Below are 22,879 nucleotides of genomic sequence, written 5' to 3' on the forward strand. Positions count from 1 at the left end.
GATATAACTTTCCAAATTCCTAATGATCATGGCCATGAGGGCTAGCGGGAGAAAAAGAAAGAGAGGAGAGATGGTCAAATCCAGTGGAAAAGAAAGGCTGCGGGGAGAAAGAGGAGGGAGGGAAAGAAGAAGAAAAAAGAGGGGGAGGAAGAAAAGGATAGGCAGGTGAGAAGAAGAGGAGAAAAGAGAGGCAAAAAAAGGAAAAGGAGAAGGGAAGGAGAGAGGGGACTGACTTCGTCAGTCTTATCTACAACCTCAAAGCAGTGCTTTGAGCAGCCTGCGGCTAGCTTCCTAGTTTGCTCTTTGATTTTCATTGAGTATTAGATTTTTGAGTAAAAAGCATAGAAAAACAGCCCCTGAGGACTGTTTGATCTTATACAGTAGCTGCCTGATCCAAGCTTTCACCGATAGCGGCTAGGCGCTCGATCACTTCAGCTTGTGTCAATTCATTTTCTGAAACATAGCGGTTACGTGGATGAACACGGCACTCGTGTGAGCATCCACGAAGGTACTTGTCTTCATTTTCTTCTGATGTCAAGATACGACGGTTACAGAATGGATTTCCACAGTTGACATAACGTTCACATGGTGTTCCATCAAACCAGTCTTTCCCTACGATGGTTGGGTTGACATGGTTGACATCTACGGCGATACGCTCGTCAAAGACGTACATTTTCCCATCCCAAAGCTCACCTTGGACTTCTGGGTCTTTACCGTAAGTTGCGATTCCTCCGTGCAATTGTCCTACATCTTTGTAGCCTTCACGAACCATCCAACCTGAGAATTTCTCACAGCGAACGCCACCTGTACAGTAAACCACGACACGCTTATCCATGAATTTTTCCTTGTTATCACGGACCCATTGTGGTAACTCACGGAAGTTGCGAATATCTGGGCGAATAGCTCCACGGAAATGTCCTAGGTCGTACTCATAATCGTTACGTGTGTCAAGGACAACGGTATCTTTATCAAGAAGCGCTTCTTTGAACTCTTTTGGAGACAAGTAAGCACCTGTTGTTTCAAGTGGGTTGATGTCATTGTCAAAGTCGTTATCTTCCAAACCAAGGTGGACAATTTCTTTCTTGTAGCGAACAAACATCTTCTTGAAGGCTTGTTCATTTTCTTCGTCAATCTTGAACCAAAGGTCTTCCATGCCTGGGAGACTGTGAACGTAGTCCATGTATTTTTGAGTTGTTTCATAGTCACCTGAAACTGTTCCGTTAATTCCCTCGTCAGCGACTAGGATACGGCCTTTAAGGCCGATTGATTTACAGAAAGCCAAGTGATCTGCAGCAAATTGCTCTGCATTTTCAATTGGAGTATAAAGGTAGTAAAGTAAGACACGAATATCTTTTGCCATAAGATTTGTTCTCTTTTCTATTCTTAAATTTTCTAAATTTTTTATTTATCCATACTAGTATACCTGCTTGAGAAAACGAATGCAATTTATTTGACTGGAAATTGTAGAGGGTTATCGAAATTTCCTGAATGGTTATACTCTTCGAAAATCTCTTCAAACTACGTCAGCTTCACCTTGCCGTAGGTATATGATACTGACTCTGTCAGTTCTATCCACAACCTCAAAACTGTGTTTTGAGCAGCCTGCGGCTAGCTTCCTAGTTTGCTCTTTGATTTTTATTGAGTATTAAAATAAGGATAAGAGAAAACAGGAATATCTATATCCTTGTGCCCAAAAAACCACTGCCTCCCCCAGATAAACCTGAGGAAAGCAGTGATTCTTATTTTAGGAGTTAGGTTAGGAATGAATACACGAAATCAATTTAGCTGATTATTTTTTGTTTTTCAAGAATTCATCGTATTGTTTTTGCATTTCGTTCAATACTGTTTCGTAGGCACCTTCAGATTTCAATTTTTCCATCAATTCTGGAATCGCTTTATCTGGGTCAAATATAATAAAATGAAATAAGAATCGAGCAATTTAATTTTGGAATCCAAATCAATTTATAACAATATTTTAGAAGAGATGCTGTACTATTCTAAATTCAATATAATAATTTAACCATATTTTATGAGATATGTAAATCTAATAACTTATTTTATAAAGACATTATCACATTCGAATTACAAATCACAAATACTTTATTTTGCGATTGACATTATAAAAAAAAAGTAGTACAATGTGAATGAAATCGATTTCACTGAAATACAAAGGAGGTATTGTGATGACAAATTTGAAAAAATGCATCGCATTAGGACTGGGAGTCGCTTGCTTACTCCCCTTAGCTAGTCAGACTGTTTCTGCTAAGATGGTGTATTTCAATCTTCATGTTACACGCGAAGACTATTCCGTTAGTAGCCGAAAAACTGAAAAAACAGACGGCTCCCCTGCTGTTGCTAATATCACAGGTGGTCTTGGTTGGGGAAAAAAGGTCAGAATTCGCGCTTGGACTGCTGCTGAGGATGAACCTGCAACTGAGATGAAAATAGCTGATTCAAATGGTCGCTATAATCTTCACTATAATGACGGTTATGGGACAATTGGACGTTATTATTATCTCAACGCCTCTAAATATGGTTGGCTCAATTCGAATATAACAGGACGTTTTGACCCTTAATTCGTCTCAAAACAAAAAGTAACAAACATTGGGTTATTCGCTAGTTTATCATGTGAGCGCTCACTAGCCTAACGCCCCCTTCTAAGAGTAGAGGCATCATCTAAAAAGTATCATGTCTCTGCTCCTTTTTTAAAGGAGCTTTTTACTATGAAAAAATACCTATTATTTCTACTTATTCTTCCCTTTATCTTTTTAACAGCTTGTCAATATAGCCAAAAGCAAACAACTGAGATAAATAAGGAAAATCTTCCCATAAAAGAAGGTTATAAAGAGATAACAGAGCAAATCTATCTATCAGACCAGATAGATACCTCCTATAAAGAAGAATTGCCTTTTTGGGACTCAAAAAAAGGAGACAAAGAAACATTGGTAACAGCTATCCAAAATTTTATGGGAAGCGATAGTGAAATTAGTGAAATTATTGCCGATAAGAATCCTTTAACCAGACTCCAAAAAGGAAAGACCAGAGCAGATATTACCGTCAATAAAACTGGATCATGGATTCATTTAACATCTGATCAAATATCAGATCTATCAAGTGTTTTCCACAACCTACGATTAGACGCTATTGAAAATAATCTAAATCTAACCGACTTTAAAGAAGAACTTCCATTTTCAAAAGAAGATGGTGTTAACAAAGTTAAGCAATTTCTAAATACCCTCCAATTAGGATTTGACGATTATGATTATCTCATCTACGCTATCTCAAAAGAAACACTCCTTGAGTATCTCCCAACCTACGAAAGAAATGCCAAAGAATTAAAAGGAACAAAGATAGACAAAAACAATCTGACTGATATGTGCTATGTTACTGTTTTTCCAAAACTTTCTAGTAAAAGAGTTATTGATGGCGAAACTCAGCTAGGTTCATCCGGAGAGATTAGTTTTATTCATGGTCCTGACCTAAACTTTATCATCACCCAAGCAGGGATTCAAGGAATTGATTTATCTGGTGTTATCTTACCGACTCAAAAAATAGATAAAATGGCGACTCTTTCTGTCCAAAAAGGATTAGATGTTTTAAAAGAAAAATACGAAAATTTGATTTTGGACAGTCCAATTTATATTGAGTCATTTACAATTGAGTATATACCTATTCCCACTCAAGAAAAAGAACTCTATGGAGGAAATCTCTATCGTCCCTTCCTAATCTTTACAATCAAAGAAAAAGATCGTATAGATAAAGCAGTTATCGATCCCACAAACTGGAAAGAGGTAAGTTAGATGAAACTACTTCTCCCCTTTAAATATACGCTAAAAGATTGGAGGATTTGGATTGGACTACTCTTTTCCTTAGTAGTTGCATTGATGATGTCCTATACAGATCTAACAATAAAATTAGACGGAAGAAATTCACTTGCAGTCCCTGATTATTTCATGCTCTCCTTCTCTAGAAATCTAGCAATGTCATTATATATCTTAACAGCAGCTTCCACTGTAGTAACAGACTTTTCACAAGACTACCATCAAAATAGACTTCCTTTTTTACTTAGTCGTATGTCTCTGCGACAATACGCTTCTTCCTTCGTCAAACGGTTAATTTTCCGTTCTTATTTTGTAGGACTGACCTTAGGATTCTGTTTTTTAATTCTCCTCTCCTTTTATTTTCCCCTCACTAATTCTCACTACTCATCTACTTTTAGCAATCAGTGGTTGTTAAATCAAGGATTTATATTCCTTTTCTACTTCCTTCTCATTAGTCTAATTGGACTCTATTTTGCATTCTTTACTCTATTAGGTGGAGTTCTTTCCGTTTTTTACCCTAATGTGTTAATGGTCTATCTTCTTCCAAGTACAGCCTGGTTTGTCCTCACAACATTTGGTTTAGAGAGAGTTCTCCCTTTTTTTACCTTGCCACATATCGTCTTAACGACAGATGATTATTTACGAGAAGGGCTAGCATATTTTCAAGTAGGTGACGAAAACTTTCGAAATATTTTTTCGTTGCTTTATCCTTATATTTTCTTAACTCTATGGGCACTTTTGTCAATAGAGATCATTCGACTAGCTCTTAAAAAACATTGGCATTTTTATGATAAGGAGTAATCTTATGGAGATTATACGTGTAGTAACTATTCTCTTAAAACAACAATTCACCTTTAAACGATTGTTGCCTATCTTAATTTTCTTTCACCTCTATACTTTGATTTTAATGCTACCTTTTTCTAATTTAGCTAATCACTTCAAAGAAACTTATCCTGTCAGCATTGTAACTGTTCTCTTCACGAGTCAATGGTTCACTGCAATTTCTATTTTATCTGTCATACTACTATTTAGCAATCTTCCTTTAAAAGATACTTTCCAGTTTTGGTTAATCTTAAAAATCGGACAGAAAAAGTGGATGCTCTCCCAGTTTATTTATCTGATTATAGCGAGCTTAATCGCTTCGATTTACCAAATCATCAGCATTCTAATCACTTTTCTTCCTACACTACACTTTTCAAATCATTGGGGACGTCTCCTACCCTCCTTAGCTCAAGGACGTATTTCATTTCCGGAAGGTGTTGATAGCATGACGCATCTACGCTCAATTATACTGCAATATTATTCTCCCTATGGAGCTTTTTTTCAAATATTCTTATTGCTATTCCTTATGTTCATTTTGATTGGAGGAGTGATTTTCGTTTTCAATAGTCATTATTCTAATTTAGGAAATACCTTAGCCTGTGGATTAGTTATTGTAGAATTATTTATTACAGAAGCTTCACGTTTCTGGATTAAATTTTTATCTCCTTTAACTTGGCTAGACTTCCATTATATTAAATACGAAGCCCATTCTGGCTTACTATCCCTACCAGAAATAATTACTCGTATCCTACTTTTATACATTTTACTCACCATAATCCTAGTTGTTATGAAAAAAATAAGGAGACAATAGATATGACAGACTTACATTTAAAATCTATTCGTAAAAACTATAAACACAATGTAATTTTTGAAGACCTTTCCTTTGAATTTTCCAGTGGAAATATATACGGAATTGTTGGATATAACGGTTCAGGAAAAACAGTTTTACTCAAGTGTTTAGCGGGATTAGAAGGTATAACTGAAGGAAAAATCGAATTAGATGGAAACATACTTGGAATAGATTTTCCCTTCTTACCAAGTGTAGGTGTTATTATTGAGACTCCAGGATTTCTGGAAGGTTATTCTGGTTTTGATAACTTACATCAACTAGCTCTAATCAAAAATAAAATAGGAGAGAAAGAAATCATTCAGAGTATGATAGATGTAGGACTCAATCCTAGTTCTTCTAAAAAAGTAAAACACTACTCTTTAGGAATGAAACAAAAATTAGCTCTAGCACAGGCTTTTATGGAAAATCCAGATATATTACTCTTAGATGAACCAATGAACGGACTTGATAAGCAATCTGTTCAAAAAATTCGAGAAAAATTACTCCACCTAAAAGAAAAGGGGAAACTTATTATTCTAGCTTCTCATATAGAGCAAGATATCGAATGTCTCTGTGATGAAGTTCTATACTTGGGATAAGAATGATTTATTACAGAGACAACACTCCTCATAAAATAGCAATTTTATACAAAAAGACCAACTATACCTGAATTATATTAGTTGGTTTATTTTTCATTCAAAAAAAACCACTGCCCTCCCCAGACCAACCTGAGGAAAGCAGTGATTCTTATTTTAGGAGTTAGGAATGAATACACGAAATCAATTTAGCTGATTATTTTTTGTTTTTCAAGAATTCATCGTATTGTTTTTGCATTTCGTTCAATACTTTTTCGTAGGCACCTTCAGATTTCAATTTTTCCATCAATTCTGGAATCGCTTTATCTGGGTCTACAGTACCAGTGTTGATAGCTGTATCAAATTGTTGCATTGTGTTAGCAATAGCTGAGATTTCAGATTTCACATTGTCAGTATTGAAGATAAATCCAAGCGCTGGAGATTCTTTAGCTTCTGCCAATTCTTTCTTAGAATTTTCGATTTGTTGGTCTGTAACGTTTTCGTTGATATAAAGGATCCAGTTGTTACCAGTGTTCCATCCACCCATGTGAGTGTTTCCTTTGTAGCCATCAAGAACGCGAACACGGTTTTCTTTACCTTCAATTTTTTCCCAGTTCTTGCCTTCTGGACCGTAAACAAGACCGTTCAAGAGTTCTGGATTCGTATTCAAGAGGTTCAAGATTTCCATTGATTTTTCTTTGTTCTTAGAGTTGTTTGAGATGACAAAGTTAGCAACTTGTGTTGTTTGGTTTTTCTTGATGAAGTTAGTAATTGGTTTGATTTGGATATCTTTGTTGGCAACACGTGAAAGCAAGCTGTTACCGTAGTCAGCTGGTCCTACTGTTTCTTCACGAACGAACCAAGTATCTTGTTGAAGGTCAAAGGAAGTATCGCTTGTTGCGACGTCTTTTGGAATGTAGCCAGCTTCATAGAATTTGTGAAGAGTCTTCAAGTGTTCTTTGAAACGAGGCACTTCGTAACGGTTTACAACTTTAGTAGTATCGCCTTCAAGGTCGATAACGAATGGAAGACCGTTTGCTACTGGGTAGTCAAAGTTATCAGATGGGATGAAAACTTTACCAATAGCAAATGGTACTACGTCTGGAGCTTTTTCTTTAATTTGTTTCAAGACTGGCTCAAGAGTTTCGTAAGAAGTAACACCTGAAATATCGATACCATATTTGGCAAGGAGAGTTCCGTTGAAGGCAAAGTTTTGAGATGATGCAACGTTGGCTGCAACTGGTACAGCGTAAATTTTACCGTTTACAGTATTACCCTTGATGTAAGCTGGGTCAAGTGCCTTGTAAAGGTCTTTACCTTCTTTTTTGTACAATTCTGTCAAGTCAGCATAAGCACCTTTTTGAGCATTTACAATATAGTTATCTGCAAAGGCGATATCATAGTTTTCACCAGATGATGTGATAACTGACATTTTCTTACCATAGTCACCCCAGCCAAGGTATTGGATATCCAATTTGGCACCAACTTTTTCTTCGATGATTTTGTTGGCATTTGCTAACAATTCATCCAAGTTATCTGGTTTGTCACCGATTTGGTACATTTTGATAACAGGTTTGTCACCTGAATCAGCAGCTTTTTTGCTGTTACCTGTCAAATTTCCACAAGCAGCAAGACCTGCAGCCAAAGCGACTACACTAGCAGATGCAAAAGCATATTTTTTCCAGTTTTTCATGATAAAAACTCCTTTTTTTATTTTTAAACTTATAAACAATGTAATGATCTTAACTTCACGCAAGGGAAGTTGGGAACTGAGAAATGTTCTTTCTCAATAAGCACTATTCTTTCACACCACCGATAGTCAAACCTTTTACAAAGTAGCGTTGGAAGAATGGATACAAAATCGCGATTGGAAGGGTTGCAACCACAACCATGGCCATACGACCTGTTTCTTTCGGTAGAGCAACTCCCAATTGACCAGTCAAGCCGACCGCTTTGGCGATGTAGTCCATATTTTGTTGGATTTGCATGAGCAAATATTGCAATGGATACAAGTTGTCACTCTTGATGTAAAGAAGGGCGTTGAACCAGTCATTCCAGAAACCAAGAGCTGTCAAAAGCGTGATGGTTGCAATACCTGGTAGTGACAATGGCAAACAGATTTGGAAGAAAATCCGAGCCTCACTAGCACCATCGATACGAGCCGATTCGAGAATGGCTTCTGGAATGGTCTTCTTGAAGAAGGAACGCATCAAGATGATATTGAATGGTGAGAGAAGCATTGGCACAATCAAGGCCCAAACAGTGTCCCCAAGCTGAAGGACACGGGTCACCATGATATAACCTGGTACCAAACCAGCGTTGAACAACATACTGAGCAGAACGAAGATGGTAAAGAATCTGCGATACTTAAAGGTTGTCCGTGAAATAGCGTAGGCATAGGTTGTTGTGATAAAGACATTTGTAAATGTCCCAACTACGGTTACAAAGACAGAAATGAAGAGGGCTTGTAAGATTTTATCCTTAAACTGTGCCAAGAACTCAAAACCGTCTAATCCAAATTGGGATGGGAAGAAGCTGTAGCCGTATTGGAGGAGGCTTTTCTCGTCCGTCACTGAAATAATGATAACGAATACGAAGGGTAGGATACAAGAGAGGGCAATCAAACCCGAAATGATACTGAAGAAGATATCTGCTTTCTTACTGAAGGAGTGAATGCCGACATTATCAATTTTTTCTTTTTTAATTTTCTTTTCTGCCATATTCTCCTCCTTCTAAAACAAGGCTGAGTTTGGATCAACTCGTCTTGCCAGTAAGTTTGATAGAACCACCAGCATCAAACCGACTACTGATTGGTAGAGACCTGCCGCTGAAGCCATCCCAATATCCGCTGTCTGGGTCAAACCATTATATACATATACGTCCAAGACGTTGGTTACGTTATAAAGCTGACCAGCATTGTGAGGGATTTGGTAGAAGAGACCGAAGTCTGCACGGAAGATATTTCCGACTGCAAGGATGGTCAATACAGTTACCAGCGGTGTCAACTGCGGAATGGTTACATTGCGAATCCGTTGCCATTTGCTGGCTCCGTCTACTGTCGCTGCTTCGTAGTAGGTTGGATCAATTCCCATGATTGTCGCATAGTACATGACACTGCTATATCCAAAACCTTTCCAAATACCTAGGAAAAGTAGGAGATAGGGCCAAATTCCCAAATCAGCGTAAAAATTGACTTCTTTGAGACCAAGACTTTCCAATAGATGATTGAAGACCCCTTTATCAATATTTAGGAAGGCATCTGTAAAGAAACTGATGATAACCCAAGACAAGAAGTAAGGGAACAACATAGAAGTTTGGAAAATCTTCACCATTCTCTTGGAACGGAGTTCACTGAGAATAATGGCAATCCCTACAGATACAACTAAACCTAGAAAGATAAAGCCAAGATTGTAGAGAACCGTATTTCGTGTGATAATAAAGGCGTCTCTTGAACTAAATAAGAATCTGAAATTATCGAGTCCGACCCATTTACTATTTATGATACTATCTATGAAACCATTACTGGTCATGTGGTAGTCTTTGAAGGCAACCACGTTCCCAAATACTGGAATGTAGAAGAATAGAATCAACCAGAGTGCCCCTGGAAAAACCATCAAGAGAAAGATCCAGTTGTCTCTCAAGGTTTTTGAAAACTTATTCATAATTTCCTCCCTTTTTATTTTGATATCCATCTAAAAATTCTTTTTTAGACTTTTGATAACGATTACATTATTAGTATACTCCTATTTGCAGATTAGGTTAAACTCCTAATTATAGAAAAAACTCCACAAATTATGTAGCAGATTTAAAACTTTATCACCACTATCAAACAAATGTCCTAAATCAATTGTTTATTTTATCTCTATTAGCCCAGTGATGGCATCACTCTGTTATAACCGCCCAATAACGAAGTATATTGAAAAATCTCCAGACTAGAGAACTCAGCGATAGTTCCTAATCTGGAGATTTTTAATATGTTATTAGGCGTTTGCTGTCAACTTAGCAATAACCTCTTTAAGATTATCAATCAACTCTGCTTCAGTATGCTCAGAGCCTTTTTCATCTGCCAAGAACAAAACTGCTTTTTGAAGTTCTTCTTGAGAATTTTCAAGGATATCCTTATCTACTGTTTCAAGGTTTAAGTCTTTAAGAAGTTTACTTAATTCCTTGACTAATTTCTCGAGTTCTGATTCTTTGTTACGACGAGCTAGGAGGAAGAAGAGGAGACCTAAAAGCACTAGGATACTTGCTGCAATAATCCCTACTGGGACTTGAGTTTGATTTGCAGACTCATCTTCTCCTGCTGTTTCTTTGCCCGCTGTTTGTCCTCCATCCTTAGTTGCTGACTGGCTTTCCTTAATGGACTCTAGGGAAGCAATAGCATCCTTGACTGTTTGCAAGATATGGCGTAACCCTTGCTCTGTCAAACTATCATCTGCAAGAGCTTTCTTAGCCTCTACCAAAACAAGACGTGCTGAATCTGTGGTAGGATTCGATACACCTGTCAATAATCTCAAAAGATTTTCTAAGGTTTGAGTCTGCTTACTTAGTTCTGACTTGTCTAAAATTCCTTGACCCTGAGTTGCTGAACGAACAGTATCGTCTTCTCTATTCGCTGTATTTGCACTAGGTTCCGTAGTTGTCACTGGAGCTACAGACGAACGAGCAGTGGTTGTTGAACCACTGTCAGTGCTTCGTCCATCTTGTCCAGAATTTGCTTGCCCACTATCTGATGGACTTGTTGGTTCTGTAGTGTTCACATTGCTAGAATTTCCAGGTTGGTTATTAGTCGTTAGGAGGTGACGAGGAGATGGAATAGGATTGATACGATTGATTTCATCAATTGCTCTAGCTGCTGTAAGGTCTGCTTTGTCAGCCTTATCTGTCAACAGTTTACCTGCTTCTACCAATTTCGCTCTGACTGCAGCTACTTTAACTTGAGCTTCAGATGCTTCCGCTTTCGTCGCTTCTTCACCTTTATCTACAACTGCTTTGGCGTCACGTTTGGCTGCGTCTAACTCTGCTTGAAGTTTTTCGATTTCCTTGTTATAGGCTTCAACACTCTTAGGCGTTTTATCAGCTGTATCAGCTGGCTTCAAGGTTTCCTCAACTTTGGATAACTCATCTTTTTGAGTATCAGTCGCTGCTGTGACTAGTTCAGATCGTGCTAATTTTAGTTCCGCTATTTTCTCATTTAACTTGGAAATTGCTAATTCCACTTCATCAGACGAAGGGTTATCTTTATCTAACACTGACTGGGCTGCTACTTGGGCTTTTTTCGCTTCTTCTTTTGCAGCTGTATACGCCCTTACAGAACTTGTGTTTTCCCACTTGTTGGTTCAGGTGTTTCATCTATCAAATCTGTTATAGTCTGCTTGGAAGTAGTTAAACCAGACTTATCAGTTCTTAGAGCTGCTTTTTCCATTAATACATCAGTTACAAGCTTTTTATAATCTTGAGTGGCTTTCAAATTACCTTCTAATAAGTTTTTTACTTTTTCTAACTGAGCTTTATAAGCATTGATAGTTGTTTCTGTCTTACCTTTAGTATCAGCCTCTTCTGTTTCTTTCAATTTATCATAAACACGTTGTAATAAGCTTTTAGCTACTTTATTCGTGTCTTGTGTGATAGTGAAATCTACTCCTGTAATAGGTAAAGAATACTTGAGATCCCAAGCCTGATAACTCATCCCTGTTTCATTTTGATTTGCTAGGCTAATTCTTACTTTATATTTTTCAACACCTTTTGGCAACTCAATATTTCTACTTGTAAATGTTCCTGGAGTACCATTCGGAACATTTCCTGGTTCAGCAATTTTCTTCTCAGCCGCTTCCTTACCTATAAAATTTTGACGAGTCTTAGTTTGTCCTCGCACGAAACCATTCGACGTAGTTGAAATTCTAATTACAGAGTTATTAGTTCCATCACTCGCCTTGGTTACTACCTTATCGTTATCCTTGGAATTTTTTTGTGGATCAAAAGTAGTCTCATACACTTTAGTTTCAGTAGTTCCAGCTATGCTGAAAACTTCTACCTTATAATTCGCCTTCTTACCTTCAGAATCTCCAGCATAACCTGTTTTAAATTTCACTACAACATTAGTGCCAAGCTCTGTAGAATAAGCTTTGAATACTTTCTCAATCCCTTGGAAATTTACTACATTCTTAGTAATTCCAGTACCTTCACCCAGTTCTCTATAGGTACTTCCATCAGCTACTACATCAGTCATATTCGCCCTAGTTCTACTTTTCGATAATAATAATGTGTAGTCACTAGTTCTATCAAAAGCTTGCTCTGTTAACCAAACAGTATCATCTAAGGTAGAGTTGATTGTTTCTAATGGGAAAACTCCAGCAGCTGTTTTTCTCGCAATAACGAACTTACCATTCTCGCCTACAGCCTTCCAGCCACCAAACTCATCTATTTCTAATACTTGTCCAGCAGAAACGTTTTTAGATGCTCCAAGATTCTCCATATTCTTAGAAAGCTTGTCGTTATTTTCTACCTTATTTGGCAAGTTTTGCAACACTCTAGCAAGCTGATTCACACTCGCATCTTCGCCCGGTTCTCTATACACTTGGTTTGCCGATGGGTCATCCGTTGCAGCATCTGCATCTGGAGTGGCACTTATATCACGTTTTTTACGTAATTTCGGTTTGTGGCTTTCTGTTACTGGAGTAGCAGCTTTCTCTTCAGTTTTTACTCTTGTTTGTTCTTTGTTTTCTACGCTATTTGCTTCTGTAGATGGCACCTCAGTATTTTTCTCTGCTGACTTTTCTTCTGTTGCTGAAGCAGTAGTAGATGTTTCTTCTTTCTCTTTTGAAACAGTAGGTGATTCGACTGATGGTGCGCTTGCATCAGTAGATGTTGGAGTACTTGTTTCTTCTTGACCTTTCGGAGCGGAAGCCTCACTAGTACCAGAATTTCCATCCAACTGACTGACTACTGGAGTCGCCCCGTAGGTTCCATTCTGGACATCTGGCTCTTTCAGTGGTGAGCCTTGTCTTCCCTCATTAGTTGGGGTTACACCTTGCTCTGTGGCAGACACTGTCCCATTTCCTGGAAACATGAACAAGGCTGCTACTGCAACACTAGCAGCTCCAAAACTAACCTTACGAATCGAAAACCGCAAGCGCTTTTCTCTATCTTCATTACCTTTATAAAACATATATCATTTTGCTCCTTTTCCGATAATTATCGGTTAATATATAATGGAAGGGCAAATAAAAAGCCCCCCTAAAATATTTGAGCATACTTTAGGTAGGTTTAACTCATTATACTCTCTTTCTTTTTATAAATCAAACATTATGAACTAAGCTTGATATCATGTATCTTATCGTGGAAATATTGACTTCATTTTCTCCTGAAATTGTTTTTTACCCAGCCTCAACATATATACGGCAAGCTGAAACCAACATTGTTTGACTTGATCGTCAAGCTTTTCACTTCACCACCTGCTAGCTGTTTTAAAAGAAAAAACGCTTGAAAAATCAGCGTTATTCTTCGTATATTATTAAAATATATGATTCTATCAGTTTTTTAGAAATATTTTATAGTTCAAGAACGATAAGCTCGAGAAACAGCTAGAGTTTCAAATTGCACTACTATCATACAAAACTCTTTGGTCCTATTTATTTTTATCACAATTTTGATTTATAGTTCTCCGAATACCTTTTAAATGTGAAAGCATTTCATTGGAGCTTTGAAAAATATATACACTGTTTTTATTCGTATGTTAACTTGATAGAATCTTTGTCTTCAAGCATTTTTTTAATGTTAACGACAGGCAATATGAAGTTGGGGAACTCATTACCCCGAGTAATCATATCAGATACGATAGGCCGAATATAGGACCAAAGAATTGCTAAACCATTCTCTTTAAGAAAAGTTTCAAAATCAATATCAAATTCTGTCTCGTCATATATAAATGAAAATTCTCCAACAATATCTACAATAAGCTCAAAAGCAGAATCATCTGAATCTATATTTCCTTGCTTTGTTATCAAGTTAACATAAGCAAGGTTTTCAGATTTTCTTATTAAAATCTGTGCAGACAATTCAGGATGTAAATTAATAGTACTATTTGTTTGGTCAAAACTAGGATTTCTTCGGTATGATACTTCATTTAAAAAATAATCTTTAAATTGTAAAGAGGACATTAAGCTGCCACCTCACTATTTTCTTTTGTTGTAATTAAGTTTTCAGAATCTATTGGTAAATATGAAAAACATGACTTCTTGTTTTTTATATTATATTTAGGCATTGCATTTACTTTAGTTATAGAATTCAAATCATAAAACTCTTTTTGATTATTTAATTGAGAAGTAAAATGGATTTCATCTTTATATTTTTTAAGACTTCCTGATATATTCAAATCATAATCAAATTCATTGTTTACTGAATAAATTTTGTTGGCCTTAATATTTTCAACTAATTCTTGAAACATTGGAGAATCCATCAAAGAAAATTCTTCAGTTCCTAAAAAGTTTGACAATAAACTCATAAAAGCCTCCTTATTTATAAAATGTTTGTCATACAATTTAAATCACGGATACAAATTTCCTCTCCGTTCTTTCCGTTAATTACTGGTAAAAATGGAATATCTGTATATGTTTTAGACTGCACGGATTCATAATTCTTCCCATGCTGAGACGCTAAATCAAGCAACAGTTCAATAATTAATCCTTGATTTTGGTTAAGAAGAGTAGCTCTATTTTTGGCTCCGCTACCTGAAATATCTGTAATCTCACGTTCAATTTGAATAGATGCCGCTTGTCGATATTCCTCTAATAAGCTTTGGTTTGCTGGGTCATCTAAAATAAAAATCTTATCTATAGATTTTAGGGTGATTTCAGCATGAATTAACTCAGGCCTAACCCCAGGTTTGCTTAGTTCAAATGACTTATACTTTGCGACATAAGCAGAAGCAATCGTTTTACCAGTATCTTTGTCAAAAGGTAGAAAAAAGTAAATACCATTACCCAAGTCGTTCGGATGTCTCTGTTTATGAATACCAGGTTTATATTTCTCATAAGAAAACCCAGCAGATAGAATCTTTTCTTTCCTTTTATTGGTGGTGCCGTGCCACCCACTATATTGTAGCATAGAACCTCCTTATGAAGCTACTAACTTGATTATACTGTTAAAGCTTAGATAATTCAACTATTACGGGATTTTTTGAAAACATTCTAGCGATTTCCAGAACGGAACTGAGCATTAAGACAATAACTACCTCACCTTATCATGCCGAAATTATCGGATTTTATCAGAATTAAAACCCCATAAAATCGGGCTTTTTCTATTCTTCAAGAAAACGCTTTTTTGAAGAATAAGATTGTAATTTCTGGTTCTAATCGTTCAAAATGCGTGTTTTTGCAAAATAGAAATGCAAGCCAGAACCTGCAAAAACATTATCTATTCTAAATAGTCTTTTTCTGTTATGACTCTTAATCTAGTAGAATAATTCTGGAATGTTGAGAATTTAAAGCGTTTAGGATCTTCAAGTTTGTTTCTATCGTTCATTTCTAAAGCACGGTTATAGTCTATAATAGCTTTTACCAACTTATTAATTATAGCTCTATCATTGTCCATTACTTTATAATAATCTTCGACTTTCCGAAGGCGAAAAGTAGTATTTAGCAAATAACTTTCATCTTCTAAAATCAAGGTTTTACCAATATCTAATCCTTCAACATATCCTTCTTTTGCCGAATTTCGAAGCTTATGCTTCAACTGATACTTTTTAGGAATATAACTTCTAAATGGAATCAAGAAAGTTAGCCCCTGTATTTTGACAACAGTTACCGCAAATCCCCTTCCTTTATTCATTACTTCCTTCGTCTTAAAGTCATAGTCCATCGCTTGAATAAGGTCGTAATCCTTGCACATTTTTAAATCAATTTGACCTAATTTTAACTTTTTGCTTTTCATTTCTATTCCCTAGATAAAAAGCTCACTAAAAAGTGAGCAACATTTCCAATGAGATACTTCTGTTGACGAGCGCGTCTCTCCGCCCCCTCATTGCCTCACGAAAAGGCTAGACGAATCGAAAGGAGGTGAGTTTTCCTGTTTTCAATTCTCCTTATTCTTACACATTTTTTTAATTTTGTCAAACAAAAAAAACGCAAGCCTAAGCCTGCGGTGAGTGTAATCTATTTTGAAATTTTTAAATAAAAAAGAGCATTTAAGCCCCTCCCTTGAAATAACGGACCCTTGGCTGGTCGGTGTACCCAGCATCTCAGATACCTTTTTGCAAGGTGTGGCAGGAACCTTTCTGCCCTCAAATGTCTCTCGTTAATGTTATTCTAGCACTATCTAATTTTTTGTCAAGTTTTCTCAATCTACCAGACTGAATACGTATTAGCTACACCCTCAACAAATTTATACTCTTCGAAAATCTCTTCAAACCTCCTCAGCTTCCACCTGAAACCTCAAAACAGTGTTTTGAGCAACCTACAGCTAGCTTCCTAGTTTGCTCTTTGATTTTCATTGAGTATTAAAAAACTCTCTTATCTGAAACCATCACAAAAAAACAATTGAAATACTAAGCCTACACAGACTGATTCCAATTGTTTTTTAGATTGTTTAACAATCAATTTTACCATTCTTCATAGTCAAAACCATCATAATCTGGATATTGTTCTGGCGGCGTTCCAACCGAACGTACGAGATAAGCTTCTTCGCCCTCTGTCTCGATTTCTCTCAGCACTTGGCATTCAAAACGCCATTCATCACCGAAGTCGAAAATAAACTTAAATTTTTGTTTGACACTTAGGGTATCCAGATAGACATTTTCTGTGTAACGTTCTTCAACATCGTCACTAACAAAGCTAAGAAAGTAAGAATCTGCATGACTCCACGCAACATTATCCATGAAAAATGCATGAGCATGAGCATTTGCAAAATCAAAACTCCATAAAATCACATCTGCTAGTTCTGCTAACGTTTTTGTTTTTGGAATTTGTATATGTCGGTAGCAACCTTTTTAAAATTTGACGAAAATGACCCAGGCTTCTACAGATGCTGGCTTTTCAGCTTCTATTTCTTGTTTTACTAATTTTAAGTGTACCACAATACCTCCAATTGCTAATCGATAGAATTGCTCTTAGGAAACATTCCCTTTCTGCTATTTTATCATAAGTTTGTCTAACTGTGGCATTTGAAACTAGATAATTCTTCTGTTTCACGCGAAACACCCTGCGCCAGGCAAGGTGTTCTTGTTTTTAAGTTGTATAAATCGTTGAAGCTGTCGCAATAGTATGCCACTGGTTGGCTGTTGTGGCTGCGAAGTCCTTGTCTGCGTAGAAGTCGTTAAATGGCAGAATTTCCACTTCCAGCTCATCGATGAGGTCAAGCTGACCAGCCAGGTAAGCCTCGATGCGGCTTTCTGCTCGCTTGATGCGTTGCAAGAGTCCGCCCATGCGGATGTCAACTGTATCCAAGCCAAAGACCTTGTTTTCTTTCAGCCATTGGTGGCTAAAGAGGGCATGGAAGTGTTCAATTTGGCTTCTGAGTTCTGGTAATTCTTGTCTTGCGATTTCTTGCAGACTTTCCTTATCATTCGCTTGATAGGCTTGACGAATGCGCCGTCCCACATCTACTTTGCTACTTAAAATGGCATTCAACTGAGCCTGAGTTTCAAAGAGGTAAGCATAGTTCCCAGCTTTTTCTTTGATTTCAGCAAGGGTCTCAGCAGCCTGAGAGAAGTGCGGTTTGTCCTGTTCAGGTGTCATGTGTTGATCAAGAATGGGACAGAGAACATCCTGATAAAAGACATAGCGGTTGGGATTGATACCACTGAGATTATCTGGCAGGTCTGACAAGAGGTTGGCAAGGTCAATCTGCATAAAATCTTCAACCGATAGACCAGTATTGGTCTGAAAGTGAGCAGACAAACGGTCTAGGTCATTGCGATAGCTTAGTTCGGCCCAAATTTGCAAGCTTGGGAGAATAGAAAACTGGGCAGTTTCACCACCATTGTCTCCCCAACCAGTTACGATGACTTCTTTAATCTGATTGGCACGGCAGGCTTTATTAGCCTCAATAGCTACTAGACGGCTAAAATGGTTGTGAGGTGTAAATCCAATCCACTTCCAAGCACCTCCTGCGAAGGCAAGATCATGGCTAATCTTGTGGTGGTTGCGGAAATTGCGATTGTATTTTTCCTCGCTATCCTGATAATAGTCCCAGTAAACCAAGGTCACTCGGTCTTTGAGACGGTCTAGGTAGACACGCGTTTCCTCTGGAATTTCCACATCACGGTCGTACTGGCCATCTGCTGACATAAGTTTGAAGAACATATCGCTCCACATCTGACAGTGGAAACCATATTTGTCAGCAATATCCAGCACGCGCTCCAAGTGTTGACACATTAGGAGACTACGATCCACAACACCGTTCAATATCAAATAACGTCCCAAGCCAACCAAGTGGGCTTCGTCCATCCCGATATTGACCTTGCGAGTTTGTAGTTTAGATAGAGTAGCAAACATGCCATCAATCAGGTCATAAACCTTTTCTTCGCCGATAAGAAGAATGTCCTCCACATCACGGAGTTCCTGCACTTCCTTGACACCCCATTTAACAAAGGCCGACAAATGGGCCAAGGTCTGGATACAAGGCACAAAGGTCATATCAAACTGCTGGGCGTAGGCTTCTATTTCCTGCAACTCCTCAGCCGAATAAGCCCCACGGAAATAACCAAAATAAGGCTGTCCCTCAATCTGGTAGGTGTCTTCCATGTAGAGTTCAAAGGTTGAGTAGCCCATGAGAGCCAAGACCTCAATCATCTGTTTGGCAGAAGTCACATTTAGCACCGCATTTCGAGAACAGTCTGCCATGTAGGCCAACTCTTCATAAGCCGCCTGCTCCTCAATCCCTACTTTATCACCTTCTGCTAGAGCTGTTACCAACAAGGACAAGGCACGATAAAGTTGGTGAGGTTTGCGGTAGGTCAATTGATAGTGGCCACCCTCACCCTTGATAGAGATAGAGACTTGGTCAGACTGAGCGACTGCTACCTCTACATCTGGTAGCAGAATGTGCTTTTTAAGCAACTCTAATGCTTTCTCTTGTTTGGGACTAAGCCCTGTAAATCTTACCATTGGTTTTCCTCCTGTAACCAGTTGACAAAGGCACCGTAGAGATTAGCATCTGCATGATAGGTGCAGGCTTGGATGACGGGTGCGACCGTGTATTCTTCGTAGGTTTCGACAAATGCATCGACAGCTTTTTTAATCCCTTGAATAAAGTCGGGATTCTGACTGATAGAGCCTCCCAGGCTAATGACATCTGGGTCGATCAGATACTGAATATTGAGCAAGCCTTGAGCCAGATTGCGGTTCATGCGCTCAATGGCTTCTTGACAAAGGGCATTTCCTGCTGCGGCCTCTTGGTAAATTTTGCGACCGTCCCAATCAGTCTGACCAGATTTTTCAATCACGTAGCGTACCATATTCCCAGTTGACGCTAGTTGCGACCAGTTGTTGAGCTTTTCAGCAGGGGCAAGGGTTGTCATGTAGCCAAATTCTCCACCCAGACCGTGGCGACCTCGATGCAGTCTGCCATTGATAATCATAGCTCCGCCAATCCCTGTCCCAATCACGACACAGGCAGCGTTTTCAAGCTCTGGATGAGCTAGTAATTCACTGAGCCCAACGCAGTTGGCATCATTTTCCAGATGGACAGGAATCTGATAAGAGCTAAGCGCCTCATACCACGAAAAGCCGTGGATATAAGGGACGGCACTGAAGCCATCAATCACACCTGTCTCTTGATTGACCGCGCCTGGAACGCTCATAGCAATCCCGCTATAATCCTGCTCTGACAAGCGCTGGTCTAGCCAAGCTAGTAAATCCTCCAAACTTTCAGGCGTTGGAATGCTTGTCTTATCCAATATTTTCCCATCAGGAGTCAGACTGGCAAACTTAATTCCAGTCCCTCCGATATCAATCGTTGCAATAGTCATTGTTTTTACCATAAAAAGGGGCGAATCAGCAGTTAGTTCTTACCTTTTCGCCCCTCCTTTCTTTTTATGTTTACTTTTTGAAATTAAATTTCTTCTTTTTTAATCAATTCTGTACGAATTTCTTGTGGTGAAATGAAGCCTCTATGAACTGGGTATGGTCGTTCAAGTAGGTCAAGGAAGAGATGTTGACTTTCTGGTACATGCACATTTTCACTACACATATTGTAGTAGCGAAGGACATAGCCTTCTTCATTTTCAGCTACCTTAAAGGCTGTTGGACAGATTTGCGGTATGCTGAGAACAGAATGGCTCAAGAGACTACCAGTCGCAGCCACGCTTCCTTCTTGTTTAGCAAGCTGAAGGCTGGTAAATGGTGTCTGAAAGGCTTTAGCACGACGATAGGCTGAGAAGCGTTCTTGGGCTTGGTGGCATTCAAGCGCAAACTCGACTTCAAACTCACGCAAACACTGAGCTTCTGGTGTTGGGAAGTAACCCCAGTCACCTAGCTCACCTGATGCACGCAAAATGGTCACGGCAATGGTGTTATCCCCAAGGATTTCGTATTCATTCAATCCCTTATTGGATACAGTCACCCCTTTTTCATCGTCATACAGACTGACAAAAGCTTGTTGGTGTTGAGGATTTTCAGGATTTTCCCATGAAGCAGCTGGTTTGTTTGGTCGTGTCACCACCTCATAGATACTTTCAGAATCATTGCTTGGACGCGTGTTATGAGTCTTGACCAAGAGACGGATACGGTGATCCTTGGCAGTGTTAGTAAAGCGAGTCTTGAAGCGGATTTGTGGATTGTCAACGAAGACAGTCAACTCAGTTTCCAGAGGAATGTTTGTCAATTCTTCTGACCGTCCAGCCTCACGCTTCATAAACTCGATGATACCTTGTTGCTCTTCTTCTAGCTTTTCATCCGCACTGACAGGCACGGTCAATTCATGTTTGAGCAAGATTTTAGCATAGCGATCTGTGTTTTCCAAGACCTCGTGGCCCTTAAGCTCTGCAAAGATTGGCTCTGTTCCTTTTGGTTGGAAATAGATATACTCGTTTCCGATGTCACCCCGGTCTTCAAAGCGGATAAAGTCTTCATAGGCTTCGTGAGTTGTCTTGTCATAGACTGTGATGTTGTCATCCACACTCACCGTTACGAATGGTGTATCAATCACTCCGTTTTGGTAAATACCCTCACGGTGTTCTTGTTTTCCTTCCAGCAATTGGAAGGTTGTCCAAGAAAGCAGCGCTAGGTGAACTGGAATGGTCACGCGCACTTGACGGGCAATACGAGCTTGGCGGAACTTGTCTTTTGGTAAATCGTACTCAAAATTAGCTCCGAGGTCTTCGATTTTAGCCTCTACAGGATGCCCATCCAAGTCCTCCACACGGTAACTTGGCAAGGTAAGAGCTACCATCTTCTTGTAGCCTTCCGTTGGGTGTAATTCCTTGAAATCACAAGTCGCAACATCAATCACTGTGCTGACAGTATCGACCTTATCATGCAGGCCTGTGTTAATGACAGTAAAGAGATAGTCACTTTGAGCCTTAGTTGTAGCGATTTTACCCTTCCATTCGTTAAGAAGATTGCTCTTAACAAAGTTTCCGACTTGGTTGACCTTGGCAAAACGAGTTTCCATCTCGCGGTGAACTTCGTCCACGCTACAGCCACAGATGCTATCATGCGGCGCATTCTGCAAAAGAGTTTTCCAAGCATAGGTCAACTGGTCCTTGTGGTTATGACCCCCAGTGATAATTGTCAAGGGTTCTACAACTTGCTCTAGGAGGTTGCTATTTTCTTGGAAGGATTGTTTGAGATAAATACGAGATGAAGAAGTGTTGGCAAGTGTGTACCAGCCGTCTGTTTCCTGACTGGTCAACTCACCTGTAACCGTTGATAATTGCTCCGGTAGGGCACTTTCCACGGCTTGGACATATTCATCAAAGGAACTGTGAACAAAGGTCACATCTGGGAAGAGTTCATTTGCCACACGAATAGCTTCGCTCAGATTTTTCTGTACAGGCTGATGATCACATCCGTTCATCATCAACCATTGGTTGATCGAAGCATAGGCACGCACATCTGACAATTTTTGTTTCCAGAAGGTCAAGGCCTCATCTTTATCAACTGGGATTTCATTCCCGTTACTGTACCAGTTTGCAAAGAGGATACCGAGGACACGACTTCCGTCCGCACCCTGCCAGTACATTTCTGAAAACTGAGACGTAAACTGCTCGTCTTCGAGGACTTGGTTGTCAAATCCAATCGGCTTCACACCACGACCAAAGGCTGCCACGTGAATGCCTGATTTTTGAAGGATTTGAGGCGCTTGTCCCATATTTCCAAAGGTATCTGGGAAGTAACCAATCTGGGTTGATTTGCCCCATTTGGCAGCTTCTTGCTGACCAATAAGAGTATTGCGGACATTGGCTTCACTTGAAATCAAGTAATCATCCTGCAAAATGTAAAAGGGACCAATTTTCAATTTTCCTTCGTCAATGTAGCGTTGAATCTTGTCACGATTTTCAGGGCGAATTTGCAAGTAGTCGTCGAGGACAATGGTTTGTCCATCTAAATGGAAACTCTTAAACTCAGGGTCATTTTCAAAGAGATCAAAGAGATTGTCAAACAATTCCACCAACTGCATACGATGGCTTTCAAAAGGCAAGTACCACTCACGGTCCCAGTGACTATGTGAGATAATATGTACGACAACATTTTCCATGAAGTAAAACCTCATTCTAAATTTAAATTTTTATTGTTAACGTTTTAAATGTAAATTTGTGATTCTTTCCAAGAATCAGTTGCGCTAATACTCAATGAAAATCAAAGTGCAAACTAGGAAGCTAGCCATAGGCTGCT

The 22,879-nt window shown here is 38.8% G+C and carries 20 protein-coding genes; 5 read left to right on the plus strand and 15 right to left on the minus strand.

Features of this window, described 5'->3' with window-relative positions; translation table 11 throughout:
- Positions 1–373: 373 nt before the first annotated feature.
- The gene (locus HT709_RS07855) at positions 374–1,360 is read right to left on the minus strand and encodes a rhodanese-related sulfurtransferase (protein WP_050252542.1); all 987 of its coding nucleotides are present in this window, start codon (positions 1,358–1,360) and stop codon (positions 374–376) included.
- Between the two features lie 429 nt (positions 1,361–1,789).
- Complete coding sequence (locus tag HT709_RS07860) at positions 1,790–1,939, minus strand: DUF3502 domain-containing protein (RefSeq protein ID WP_345890589.1); 150 nt, start codon at positions 1,937–1,939, stop codon at positions 1,790–1,792.
- Between the two features lie 244 nt (positions 1,940–2,183).
- On the opposite strand from HT709_RS07860, the gene HT709_RS07865 reads away from it, so the two are divergent.
- The 5 genes from HT709_RS07865 (at position 2,184) to HT709_RS07885 (ending at position 6,071) form a co-directional block, all read left to right on the plus strand.
- Positions 2,184–2,576 carry a hypothetical protein gene (locus HT709_RS07865; protein WP_100127969.1) on the plus strand — a complete coding sequence of 131 codons (393 nt, stop codon included), beginning with the start codon at positions 2,184–2,186 and terminating at the stop codon, positions 2,574–2,576.
- A 147-nt stretch (positions 2,577–2,723) separates the two neighbouring features.
- Positions 2,724–3,800, plus strand: coding sequence for a hypothetical protein (locus HT709_RS07870; protein WP_050223173.1), 1,077 nt, complete (start codon positions 2,724–2,726; stop codon positions 3,798–3,800).
- A complete protein-coding gene (locus tag HT709_RS07875) occupies positions 3,801–4,622 on the plus strand; it encodes a hypothetical protein (RefSeq protein ID WP_000771482.1) in 822 nt (273 codons plus the stop codon). It abuts the gene before it with no gap.
- 4 nt (positions 4,623–4,626) lie between these two features.
- Positions 4,627–5,454: a hypothetical protein gene (locus HT709_RS07880; protein ID WP_050971574.1), complete on the plus strand. Its 828-nt coding sequence runs from the start codon at positions 4,627–4,629 to the stop codon at positions 5,452–5,454.
- A 2-nt stretch (positions 5,455–5,456) separates the two neighbouring features.
- Positions 5,457–6,071, plus strand: a complete 615-nt coding sequence (locus HT709_RS07885; protein ID WP_000130638.1) for an ATP-binding cassette domain-containing protein — start codon at positions 5,457–5,459, stop codon at positions 6,069–6,071.
- Positions 6,072–6,264: 193 nt separating this feature from the next.
- On the opposite strand, the gene HT709_RS07890 is transcribed toward HT709_RS07885, so the two are convergent.
- The 13 genes from HT709_RS07890 to HT709_RS07955 all read right to left on the minus strand — a co-directional run bounded on the left by HT709_RS07890 (position 6,265) and on the right by HT709_RS07955 (position 22,742).
- A complete protein-coding gene (locus HT709_RS07890) occupies positions 6,265–7,740 on the minus strand; it encodes an ABC transporter substrate-binding protein (RefSeq protein ID WP_000800407.1) in 1,476 nt (491 codons plus the stop codon).
- A 103-nt stretch (positions 7,741–7,843) separates the two neighbouring features.
- Entirely contained in the window at positions 7,844–8,767 is a 924-nt protein-coding gene (locus HT709_RS07895; protein ID WP_000818348.1) for a carbohydrate ABC transporter permease, read from the minus strand.
- A gap of 12 nt (positions 8,768–8,779) precedes the next feature.
- Positions 8,780–9,709 carry a sugar ABC transporter permease gene (locus tag HT709_RS07900; RefSeq protein WP_172925656.1) on the minus strand — a complete coding sequence of 310 codons (930 nt, stop codon included), beginning with the start codon at positions 9,707–9,709 and terminating at the stop codon, positions 8,780–8,782.
- A 318-nt stretch (positions 9,710–10,027) separates the two neighbouring features.
- The gene (locus tag HT709_RS11890) at positions 10,028–11,299 is read right to left on the minus strand and encodes a hypothetical protein (protein ID WP_240156677.1); all 1,272 of its coding nucleotides are present in this window, start codon (positions 11,297–11,299) and stop codon (positions 10,028–10,030) included.
- A gap of 56 nt (positions 11,300–11,355) precedes the next feature.
- Entirely contained in the window at positions 11,356–13,215 is a 1,860-nt protein-coding gene (locus HT709_RS07915; protein WP_172925657.1) for a YSIRK-type signal peptide-containing protein, read from the minus strand.
- Between the two features lie 556 nt (positions 13,216–13,771).
- Positions 13,772–14,206: a protein-export chaperone SecB gene (locus HT709_RS07920; protein WP_023937337.1), complete on the minus strand. Its 435-nt coding sequence runs from the start codon at positions 14,204–14,206 to the stop codon at positions 13,772–13,774.
- Complete coding sequence (locus HT709_RS07925) at positions 14,206–14,550, minus strand: hypothetical protein (RefSeq protein ID WP_050971712.1); 345 nt, start codon at positions 14,548–14,550, stop codon at positions 14,206–14,208. Before HT709_RS07925 ends, HT709_RS07920 begins: the two co-directional genes overlap by 1 nt.
- A gap of 14 nt (positions 14,551–14,564) precedes the next feature.
- Positions 14,565–15,152, minus strand: a complete 588-nt coding sequence (locus HT709_RS07930) for a hypothetical protein (RefSeq protein ID WP_172925658.1) — start codon at positions 15,150–15,152, stop codon at positions 14,565–14,567.
- 309 nt (positions 15,153–15,461) lie between these two features.
- On the minus strand, positions 15,462–15,977 hold the full coding sequence (locus HT709_RS07935) for a hypothetical protein (RefSeq protein ID WP_172925659.1): 516 nt from the start codon (positions 15,975–15,977) through the stop codon (positions 15,462–15,464).
- Positions 15,978–16,644: 667 nt separating this feature from the next.
- Complete coding sequence (locus HT709_RS07940) at positions 16,645–16,971, minus strand: hypothetical protein (RefSeq protein ID WP_000604868.1); 327 nt, start codon at positions 16,969–16,971, stop codon at positions 16,645–16,647.
- 298 nt (positions 16,972–17,269) lie between these two features.
- Positions 17,270–19,150 (minus strand): beta-N-acetylhexosaminidase, encoded by a 1,881-nt coding sequence (locus HT709_RS07945; RefSeq protein ID WP_172925660.1) that lies wholly within the window; start codon positions 19,148–19,150, stop codon positions 17,270–17,272.
- Complete coding sequence (locus HT709_RS07950; protein WP_172925661.1) at positions 19,144–20,013, minus strand: ROK family protein; 870 nt, start codon at positions 20,011–20,013, stop codon at positions 19,144–19,146. Before HT709_RS07950 ends, HT709_RS07945 begins: the two co-directional genes overlap by 7 nt.
- An 83-nt stretch (positions 20,014–20,096) precedes the next feature.
- Positions 20,097–22,742, minus strand: coding sequence for an alpha-mannosidase (locus tag HT709_RS07955; RefSeq protein ID WP_172925662.1), 2,646 nt, complete (start codon positions 22,740–22,742; stop codon positions 20,097–20,099).
- Positions 22,743–22,879 lie beyond the last annotated feature (137 nt).

This window comes from Streptococcus sp. 1343 (assembly GCF_013277355.1).
GTDB classification, from domain to species: domain Bacteria; phylum Bacillota; class Bacilli; order Lactobacillales; family Streptococcaceae; genus Streptococcus; species Streptococcus pseudopneumoniae.

What these genes read in the sequence shown, in the direction of transcription:
- HT709_RS07855 (WP_050252542.1), bottom strand. Translation starts at nt 1,360, where the DNA reads ATGGCAAAAGATATTCGTGTCTTACTTTACTACCTTTATACTCCAATT.
- HT709_RS07865 (WP_100127969.1), top strand. Translation starts at nt 2,184, where the DNA reads ATGACAAATTTGAAAAAATGCATCGCATTAGGACTGGGAGTCGCTTGC.
- HT709_RS07870 (WP_050223173.1), top strand. Translation starts at nt 2,724, where the DNA reads ATGAAAAAATACCTATTATTTCTACTTATTCTTCCCTTTATCTTTTTA.
- HT709_RS07875 (WP_000771482.1), top strand. Translation starts at nt 3,801, where the DNA reads ATGAAACTACTTCTCCCCTTTAAATATACGCTAAAAGATTGGAGGATT.
- HT709_RS07880 (WP_050971574.1), top strand. Translation starts at nt 4,627, where the DNA reads ATGGAGATTATACGTGTAGTAACTATTCTCTTAAAACAACAATTCACC.
- HT709_RS07885 (WP_000130638.1), top strand. Translation starts at nt 5,457, where the DNA reads ATGACAGACTTACATTTAAAATCTATTCGTAAAAACTATAAACACAAT.
- HT709_RS07890 (WP_000800407.1), bottom strand. Translation starts at nt 7,740, where the DNA reads ATGAAAAACTGGAAAAAATATGCTTTTGCATCTGCTAGTGTAGTCGCT.
- HT709_RS07895 (WP_000818348.1), bottom strand. Translation starts at nt 8,767, where the DNA reads ATGGCAGAAAAGAAAATTAAAAAAGAAAAAATTGATAATGTCGGCATT.
- HT709_RS07900 (WP_172925656.1), bottom strand. Translation starts at nt 9,709, where the DNA reads ATGAATAAGTTTTCAAAAACCTTGAGAGACAACTGGATCTTTCTCTTG.
- HT709_RS07915 (WP_172925657.1), bottom strand. Translation starts at nt 13,215, where the DNA reads ATGTTTTATAAAGGTAATGAAGATAGAGAAAAGCGCTTGCGGTTTTCG.
- HT709_RS07920 (WP_023937337.1), bottom strand. Translation starts at nt 14,206, where the DNA reads ATGTCCTCTTTACAATTTAAAGATTATTTTTTAAATGAAGTATCATAC.
- HT709_RS07925 (WP_050971712.1), bottom strand. Translation starts at nt 14,550, where the DNA reads ATGAGTTTATTGTCAAACTTTTTAGGAACTGAAGAATTTTCTTTGATG.
- HT709_RS07930 (WP_172925658.1), bottom strand. Translation starts at nt 15,152, where the DNA reads ATGCTACAATATAGTGGGTGGCACGGCACCACCAATAAAAGGAAAGAA.
- HT709_RS07935 (WP_172925659.1), bottom strand. Translation starts at nt 15,977, where the DNA reads ATGAAAAGCAAAAAGTTAAAATTAGGTCAAATTGATTTAAAAATGTGC.
- HT709_RS07945 (WP_172925660.1), bottom strand. Translation starts at nt 19,150, where the DNA reads ATGGTAAGATTTACAGGGCTTAGTCCCAAACAAGAGAAAGCATTAGAG.
- HT709_RS07950 (WP_172925661.1), bottom strand. Translation starts at nt 20,013, where the DNA reads ATGACTATTGCAACGATTGATATCGGAGGGACTGGAATTAAGTTTGCC.
- HT709_RS07955 (WP_172925662.1), bottom strand. Translation starts at nt 22,742, where the DNA reads ATGGAAAATGTTGTCGTACATATTATCTCACATAGTCACTGGGACCGT.